The 7,740-nt window shown below is 65.6% G+C and carries 7 protein-coding genes; all 7 read right to left on the bottom strand.

Annotated elements, in window-relative coordinates:
* The coding region (locus tag EOD07_RS14840; protein WP_127236007.1) for an aldehyde dehydrogenase family protein at positions 1 to 771 on the bottom strand (771 nt) is incomplete at its 3' end.
* A 347-nt stretch (positions 772 to 1,118) separates the two neighbouring features.
* Positions 1,119 to 2,393, bottom strand: coding sequence for an RNA polymerase sigma factor (locus tag EOD07_RS14835; protein WP_127236006.1), 1,275 nt, complete (start codon positions 2,391 to 2,393; stop codon positions 1,119 to 1,121).
* Positions 2,390 to 2,764 (bottom strand): YciI family protein, encoded by a 375-nt coding sequence (locus EOD07_RS14830; RefSeq protein WP_127236005.1) that lies wholly within the window; start codon positions 2,762 to 2,764, stop codon positions 2,390 to 2,392. The genes EOD07_RS14835 and EOD07_RS14830 overlap by 4 nt, the downstream gene beginning before the upstream one ends.
* 118 nt (positions 2,765 to 2,882) lie before the next feature.
* Complete coding sequence (locus EOD07_RS14825; RefSeq protein WP_127236004.1) at positions 2,883 to 3,974, bottom strand: DNA topoisomerase IB; 1,092 nt, start codon at positions 3,972 to 3,974, stop codon at positions 2,883 to 2,885.
* Positions 3,975 to 4,158: 184 nt separating this feature from the next.
* Positions 4,159 to 5,094, bottom strand: coding sequence for a glycosyltransferase family 2 protein (locus EOD07_RS14820; RefSeq protein ID WP_127236003.1), 936 nt, complete (start codon positions 5,092 to 5,094; stop codon positions 4,159 to 4,161).
* Positions 5,095 to 5,201: 107 nt separating this feature from the next.
* Positions 5,202 to 6,086, bottom strand: a complete 885-nt coding sequence (locus EOD07_RS14815; RefSeq protein WP_127236002.1) for a transglutaminase family protein — start codon at positions 6,084 to 6,086, stop codon at positions 5,202 to 5,204.
* Positions 6,087 to 7,740 (bottom strand): circularly permuted type 2 ATP-grasp protein (locus EOD07_RS14810; protein WP_127236001.1); only part of this gene is annotated, 1,654 nt, incomplete at its 5' end.

Below are 7,740 nucleotides of genomic sequence, written 5' to 3'. Positions count from 1 at the left end.
ACGCGCGGCGCGGGCAAAGCGCTTGGCGAGCCTCGGACCGACCTCGCGGCCCATGCGGGTCGAGCCGGTGGCCGAGACCAGCGGCACCTTCGGATGGTCAACCAGCACCTCGCCGACGGCGCGGTCGCCGATCAGCACCTGCAGCAGTCCCGCCGGCGCGTCAACGCCGAAGCGCTTGCCGGCGCGCTTGAAGATCGCCTCGCAGGCGAGCGCGGTCAGCGGCGTCTTTTCCGACGGCTTCCAGACCACGGCATCGCCACAGACGAAGGCAAGGGCCGCATTCCACGACCACACCGCGACCGGGAAGTTGAAGGCCGAGATCACGCCGACCACGCCGAGCGGATGCCAGGTCTCCATCATGCGGTGCCCGGGGCGTTCGGTGGCGATGGTGAGGCCATACAATTGCCGGGAAAGACCGACGGCGAAATCGCAGATGTCGATCATCTCCTGGACCTCGCCGAGCCCCTCGGAGGGGATCTTGCCGACCTCGATCGACACCAGCCGGCCGAGCTCGTCCTTATGCGCGCGCAGCTCTTCGCCGAGCAGCCGCACCAGTTCGCCGCGCTTCGGTCCCGGCACCAGCCGCCAGGCCTGGAAAGCCTTGTGCGCGGCATCGATGGCCTTGCCGGCATCGGCGGCCGAGATCGATTTCAGCGCCGCGATCTCCTCGCCCGTCACCGGGCTGCGCACGATGAGGTCGCCTCCGACAAGCGCCTCCTTGGCGACGCCCAGTTTCTCAAGAAGCGAGGCCGTTTCCTTCACCAGTGTCATTTTTGTCCCTTTCAGATCCCGCCTCTCATAGGGCGGAAATGGAAGCCATGCGCCATGTCTTGGATGTGCCGTCAGGCACGCCCGGGCGCTTTGATGGCGTGGCATTACTCGTTTCAGGGAAAAACCGCCACCCCGGCATGGTCTAAGGCCCGAGCGCGAAATTGGGCCAGAACGCGAGCACTCGAACGAAGGCATGTTGAGTTTCAGGTCAGGCCGAGCCGGAGTCGAAGACGGGCGCGAAGCGACCAAACTGGGTGGGTTTCGAGAACCGGAGCGGAGCGTACTTAAAGTACGTGAGCACCGGAAGCGCAGGAACCCGCCATTTGCAGACCGGCATCACCTGAAACTCAACGTGCCTTCTGGATCGAGGACTTCTCGGCGCTTTCCTTGATCAGCCGGTCGATATGCATGCGGATATGTGCGGCCTCTGCCGCCGTGTTGGCCAAGGCGATGGCGCGGTCGAAGGCGACGCGCGCCTCTTCGTTGCGGCCAAGCTGCATGAGCAGCCCGCCCTTCAGCCCGAAGAAGTGGAAATAGCCCGACAGCCGCTCTTCCAGCGGCTCGATCATGGCAAGTGCGGCTTCCGGGCCGCGCACCTTGCTTACCGCGACGGCGCGGTTCAGCGTCACCACCGGCGAAGGTTGCATCTGCTCCAGCAGGCCATAGAGCAGGTCGATCTCGGTCCAGTCGGTATCCTCGGCGACAGCCGCCCGCGCATGCAGCGCCGCTATCGCCGCCTGCACCTGGTAGGGGCCGGGCTTGCGGTGGCGCAGCGCCTTGTCGACCAGCGCCAGGCCCTCGTCGATCATCTTGCGGCTCCAGAGCGAGCGGTCCTGGTCCTCGAGCAGCACGATCTCGCTATTCTCGTCGAAGCGCGCCGGCGCGCGCGCATGCTGGAGAAGCAGCAGCGCCGTCAGCCCCATGATTTCCGGTTCCTGCTGGAACAGCCTGAGCAATAGACGAGCAAGGCGGATCGCCTCTTCGCACAGCGGCGCTCGCGCCGGCGCCTCGCCGCCATTGCTCGAATAGCCTTCGTTGAAGATCAGATAGACCATCGCGGCGACTGCGGCGAGCCGTTCCGAGCGCTCGACCGCGCCCGGCGTCTCGAACGGCACGCCGGCATCGGCAATACGCGCCTTGGCGCGGGTGATGCGCTGTTCCATGGCGCTCTCGCCGACCAGGAAAGCGCGCGCGATCTGCTTGACGGTGAGGCCGGAGACGATGCGCAGCGCCACCGCGATCTGCTGCGTTGCCGGCAGATCCGGATGGCAGCAGATGAACAGAAGCCGCAGGATGTCGTCGCGATAATGCGCGCCGTCCAGCCGCTCGGCCATGTCGCTCTCGGCGTCCTCCAGATCGGATACCTGGTCTTCTTCCGGCATCGGCGCCTGCTTGGCGCGCTTGCGCACGGCGTCTATGCCGCTGTTGCGGCCGACGAAGATCAGCCAAGCCGCCGGATCGCGCGGCGGCCCGTTCTTCGGCCAGTTCTTGAGCGCCCTCAGGCACGCGTCCTGGAAAGCCTCTTCCGCGGCGTCGAGGTCGCGGAAGTAGCGCAGCAGCGCGCCCATCGCCTGCGGACGGGCGTTGCTGATCGCCGTGCTTATCCAGGCAATATCCGTCATATCGCTACCTTTGTCGGGTTGAAGACCGAAACCGGCCGGATCTCATAGGAGCCGCCGCTCGGATTGACCTCGGAGAGCTCGCGCGCGAACTCGACGGCTTCGTCGAGATCCTTGCATTCGAGCGTGTAGAAGCCGAGGAACTGTTCCTTGGTCTCGGCGAACGGGCCGTCCAGCACGACCGCCTCGCCCTTGACCTTGCGCAGCGTCGTGGCCGCCGTCGTCGGCAAAAGGCGCGCCACGGGACCGAGCCGGCCCGCCTTGGCGTATTTGTCCTGCACGTTGAGGAGCTTTGCCATGACCTCGTCGTCCTGTTCCTTGCTCCAGGAGCAGACGACGTCTTCGGAAGCATAGCAGAGGATGGCGTAGAGCATGACTGGTCCTTTCGGTATCAAAGGACGCGACACTAGGACCCTTCCCGACACAAGGTCGATAAAAAGATAAAAAAATGTATCGAAGGATCACTGGCTTGGCGGTCTTCGCGACCGCGTCTCAGGCGCCGCGCGCCTGCAGCCATCCGAGCACCAGCGTTTCTTCCTCGTCCAGCCCGGATATCAGACGTTTGCGCTTGTTGGCCTCGGCCATCTCGTCAAGCAGGCACCCTTTGCTCCACGCCTCGAACACCAGCGGATGGATGTAGCACCTGCGGCAGACCGCCCGGGTATTGCCCAACCGTTCGGCGACCTTGTCGACGACACTGTTGATCACCCGTTTTTGCTGTGTCTCGCTTTCCGGCAGCTCGGTCGCGGCAAACAGCGACGCCGCATGGATCGTGCCGCCCCAGGTGCGGAAATGCTTTGAGCTGAAGTCGGCGCCGGATGCCTCGCGGATATAGCGGTTGACGTCCTCCGAACGCACCGGCCGCCGGTCGCCATTCTCGTCGAGATATTGGAACAGCTTCTGTCCAGGCAGGTCCTGGGCGCCGCGCACCACCTTGGCGATGCGGCGGTCGACCAGCTTCAGCTTCCATTCCTTGCCCGACTTGCCCTTGAAGGCGAAGCGCAGGCTGGAGCCGGTGATCTCGACATGGCGGTCGCGCAGCGTGGTCAGCCCGAAGCTCTTGTTGTCGCGTGCGTAAGCCGCGTTGCCGATACGGATCATTGTGTTGTCGAGCAGCCAGACCACCGAGGCGACGACACGCTCCAAGGGCAGGCCGTGCCGGCGCAGGTCCGCATCGATCTGCCGCCGCAGCGCAGGCAGGCTTTCGGCGAAAGCGACGAGACTGGAATATTTGACGCTGTCGCGTTCCTCGGTCCATTGCGGGTGATAGCGATACTGCTTGCGGCCGCGCTGATCCCGGCCTGTCGCCTGGATATGGCCGTCCGGATCGGGCGAGATCCACACATCCGTCCAGGCCGGCGGAATGACGATCGCCTTGATCCGGGCAAGGGTCGTCTTGCCGGGGGCCTTTCCGTTGGGCCCTGTATAGGAAAACCCGGCGCCTTTCCGCAATCTGCGGATGCCGGGATCGGCATCGCTCACATAGAGGAGCGACGCGCGCTCGGCCGCATCCTGAGCACCGTTCCTGCGGGCTTCCCCGTCTCGCGCTGATCGGTCCGAGGACAATTCTTGATGCTGCAACATGCCGGCTCCGCCAAATTATCCGTAGATAAAGCCGCGTGCCGGGTGACTGGTTCCGAAACAGCTTCAGCCCTGACGGTTGGCCGATACGTCCGCTATGGGTAGGAAGTATTACCGGTCGGCATGGACTTGAGGATAGATTGCCGGCGCGTCCGCCAGGTAGTCGCGAGATCCGGCCTCCCGGCCATCAGGCGCGTTGCAGTTGGGCGGCCGGCGCCGAGAACCGGCGCCGCAGCGCGATCTTCAGCCGATAGCGCATGCAACGCCAGATATCCGCGCCCGCCCGCGGCGCGGCTTCGGCCACGCCGAGGAATCTCGCCGCCATATCGAAATCGCCGCGCGAATAATGAACGCGCGCGATCTTCAGGGCGACGAGGCCTTCCCTGATCTTGAGCGACCGCTCCGCGATACCGCAGGACCGAAGCCGGCGCAGCGCCAGGCGCCATTCGAGAAAGCGCGCGGCTGGCCGGACCGTGAACCGATCGTCGGAGCGCTCCGCCGACACGAAATAGATAAAGATGGGCCGTGTAACGACAGCAAGCGAGGCCTTGGCCATCACGCGCGTCCAGAACAACGTGTCCTCATCATAGGCAAGGCCGGTGGCGAATCTTGTTTCGCCGACGACCTGCCGCGACACCAACGCGCTGCCGACCGCGATCGACCGTATCCGTCCTTCGAGATAGGCGCAGGCATTGGTCGGTCCGCTTGCGGTGTAGCCGCCCGGCAGCTTGGTCGACCGCTCCTTGCCCTCGACCTGTCGGCGATAGGCGCCGACCACCATGTCCGCCCCTGATTCCGCCACGGCCTTGGCCAGCAGCGCGCGCAGGCCGCCTTCCAGATGAAGGTCGTCGGCATCGATCATATAGATCCAGGGAAAGCGGGCCTGCTCCAGCGCCAGATTCCTGGAGCCGCCGGCGTCGCGGCAGCTCGACTTGATGACGCACATCGGCAAGGCAAACCGCAACGCCGTTTCCGTGGCGACGGCGGCGGTGGCGTCGGAGGAAGAATCGTCAACCAGCAGCACCTCGCCAATGACTGCCTTTTCCGAAACCAGCGAAGCGAGCGTCCGGGCAATTGTCCGAGCCGCATTGTGTGCCGGAATGATGACGCTTACAGCTTCCAAATCAGCCCCCGCGCACCATGCCCACGCAGGCACCCGCCCAAGCAACCCCGTGCCCAGGATACCGACGGCAGGTGCGATTGAGAAGCCCACGCGCAATCGGACTGCCGCTACACCTTTTCGACGGCGACCGGAATGACGTCGACCGCCTGCTCGCCGACCTGACCGCCCGTCGTCTTCAGCACGCCGACGATCGGCGCCACATCGGAATAGTCGCGGCCATAGCCGACGGTGATATGGTCGTTGCTCGCCCGCATGCCGTTGGTCGGGTCGAACTCCTGCCAGCCGGCATCGCGCCCGCACCAGGCCTTGACCCAGGCATGCATGGCGTCCGCGCCTTCGAGCCGAGGCTTGCCCTTGGGCGGGATCGTGCGCAGGAAGCCGCTGACATAGCCGGCCGGAATGCCAAGCCCACGCAGGCCGGCGATCATGATGTGCGAGAAGTCCTGGCAGACACCGCGCCTCAGCGCGAAGGCATCGCTGGCCCGCGTCTGCACCGTGGTTGCCTTGCCGTCATAGGTGAAGTCGCGATGGATGCGGTTGCACAGATCGACCGCCGTGGCCACGGCGGAACCGGCAAGGCTCTCTTGCGCATAGGCGGTGATCGCCGCGTCGATGCCGACATGATCGCTGGCGGCGAGGAAATGATGCGGCGCGGACGGCGATAGCGAGCGCACCAGGTCGAGTTCCGACCTCAGCCCGCTTATGTCGGGCGAGACATCGAGATCAGGCTCGGGCCGCGAGACCGAGACGCGCGCGTTCATTCGGATGTCGAGCGTCTCGTGGGCGTCGCGAAAGGCGATCGAGGTGACGCTGTTGCCGAAGAAATCGGAAAAATCGGCACGCTCGGCCGGCGGCGGCTGGAAGGACAGCGAGGCCGCGATCACACGCTGCACGCCGGCGATCGTCTGCGGCATGACGCGCACCTGGTGCCGTCCTCCGCCGGCGGCCGCCGCATAGTCGTAATGCAGATGGAGTTTGATATCGTAGAGCATCTAACCGAAATAGGCTCGGGCAAGGCTGTTGTAGAGGTCGCCGATCTGGCCGGCGAGGTCGTCGAGCACCTTGGCGCTCATGTCCGACGGCTCCATGACGGCGATTGCCGTGTTGAGCTGCAGGATTTCCTTGGCGGCGGGCGACATATGCCCCTCGCCGCCGACCGAAGGCAGCATGCCGATCTCCGCCTTCAGCCGCTCGAGCTGGAACAGGATCGAGCGCGGATTGAGCGGGTCGAGCGCCAGCAGGTCGATCACCGTGCGCCGCCCGGCCTGCACCGGATATTGCCGGCGATGGGTCATGACGCTGTCGCCGATCTCCAGCATCATGTCGAGCGCGCCCTCCGGCGCCCCGTTCCTGGTCAGCCGGCTAAGCGTGCGTGCGGTCTGGATGCCGCGCTCCAGCCTGCGGCCGATCTCCAGGAACCGCCATCCGGTGAAGCGGTACATGTTCTCGTGCAACAGGCCGGAAAAGCCTGCGAGCTTGCGCAGCATCACCGTCATCGCCCGCGTCGCGTCGTCTCCAGGCGCGACCGTGTCGGCGAATTTGTGGATGGTCTTCGACAGATCCTTCAGCGCCAGCCAGCCATCGGGAGAGAAGCGGTCGCGAATCTGGCCGGCGCTGTAGACCGCGCTGTCCAGAGTGCCGATCAGCCCCTGCGGTATCGCCGTTTCGACCTCGATGCCGAACGGCTCCAGATAGTCCCTGATATCGGCAAGCAGCGGCATATCCGGATCGGATGTCTCGGCCAGCCGCACGTGATAGGCGCGCAGCACGCGCACTGTGTCTTCCGAACGCTCGATATAGCGCCCGAGCCAGGTCAGGTTCTCCGCCGCGCGGCTGGGCAGGCTGCCCGGCATGGTGCGGGTGAAGCCCTCATGCTCCTGCGGCAGCAATGTCTCGCGCTCGACCGGCCTGTCGCTGACCACCCAGACATCCGCCGCCTGGCCGCCGCGCTGCATGGCGATCGCCGTCGGGTCGAGCGAGAAACCGACGCGGGCGAAGCCACCGGGCATCACCGTCCAGCCTTCCGGCGTGCGCGCCAGATAGACGCGCAGGCTGGCGGGCCGCGGCTCAAGCACGCCGCCGACAAACACAGGCGTGGTCGACAGCGTCACCGCTTCCTGGCCGACGAAGCCGGCGCCGTCCGCCTCGATCCGCGCCACGAGCTCGGCCCGCTCGCCGGCCGAAAGGGACGACCCCAGCCGGGTCGCACCATCGTCCTCGAAGGCAAGCCGGGTCGACAGCGCAGGGCCGACCACCATGCGGTCGATGTTGGCGAGCACATGGGCGCGCTCGGCCTCCTGTCCGCACCACCAGGTGGCTATGCTTGGCAGCTTGAGATCGTCGCCCTGCAATTCCCGCGCGATCCTCGGCAGGAACGACAGCAAGGCCCGCGTCTCGATCAGGCCCGAGCCAAGCGCGTTGACCGCCGAGACCGTGCCGCGCCGGATTGCCTCGACCAGGCCCGGCGTGCCGATCTGCGAATCCGGCCTCAACTCCAGCGGATCGGCGAAGGCGGCGTCGAGTCGTCGCCACAAGACGCCGATCGGCATCAGGCCGGAAACCGTGCGCACCATCAGCCTGCCGCCGGAAACGGTCAGGTCCTCGCCCTCGAGCAGCATGATGCCGAGATAGCGGGCGATATAGGCG

Source organism: Mesorhizobium sp. M2C.T.Ca.TU.002.02.1.1 (assembly GCF_003997225.1).
The sequence above is the reverse complement of the archived record's forward strand: the minus strand, read 5'-3'. Positions and strand labels throughout refer to the sequence as shown.